The 858-nt window shown below is 57.5% G+C and carries 1 protein-coding gene; it reads left to right on the forward strand.

From position 1 onward, the window contains the following. Window positions 1-331 (forward strand): hypothetical protein (locus C7G61_RS45750; protein WP_210205933.1); only part of this gene is annotated, 331 nt, incomplete at its 5' end. Between the last annotated feature and the right edge of the window lie 527 nt (window positions 332-858).

The raw sequence follows: 858 nt of genomic DNA on the forward strand, positions 1-858 counted from the left end.
GCTGAAGTCAAAACTTCACGGCTACCAAACCATCGACTTCATCGAGCGCACGCTTGGGCCCAATCAAGCGACCCACCGCTTACGCGACTATGTCGGCGAAAGCCGCGGGTATAACCAGGATACCCATAGTGCCTACCGTGGGGTAGGCCATGCGGCGAGTCATGGTGATGAAGCAACCAAGATAGCAGGTTCGGACACGGCGCCAGAAGACGTACCCGCCTCCGATGCTGCAAGCAGATCCGACGCGATCAAAGATGATTTCAGCAAAGTGCAACCTCCCCTCGCTACCGAAGTAGTAGCGCCGCCAGTGCGGCGCCAAAGGGCAGGATAATGGCTATGATGGAAGCCGCGTGACGAAGCAGCGAAGAGACAGGCCTCGACGCGCGGACTGTGGCGAGCATGGGTAGATGCTGATGTCGAACCGGCAATTCGCGACATCGTCTGACTGGAGCATTTGCGGAGGTGTGGATAGAGCTAGGATCTCGTCGGACTGGATGAAGTTGAGGGATCTCGGATCGTCATTGCGATGACCAGTCAGCATTCCTGCGGGCCAGGCGCCGGGACGCTGCCATAGATGCCGGGCCCGAGTTCCTTTTCGATGATGAGTGCGAAGCCAAGAGCGGCGTTGCCCTTCCCGATGTCGATCGCTGCAAAAATCGAATGCCCATCGTGTGACTTGAAACGGAGACGGCACAGCATTGCGACTGTGACCGAAGCTAGCGACCGTACTCTTGACTCGGGACATCAGACGATCATTGGGTTCGAGCCGGAAACTTGAAAGGCTTCTATTCGGTGCAGCTTTGTCGCTGCTCGTGGGTCTATTTCTGGCGAGCGCCTACGCCAACTTCCAGCATGGAG

Source organism: Bradyrhizobium algeriense, from assembly GCF_003062295.1.
In the GTDB taxonomy this organism is placed as follows: Bacteria; Pseudomonadota; Alphaproteobacteria; order Rhizobiales; family Xanthobacteraceae; genus Bradyrhizobium; species Bradyrhizobium algeriense.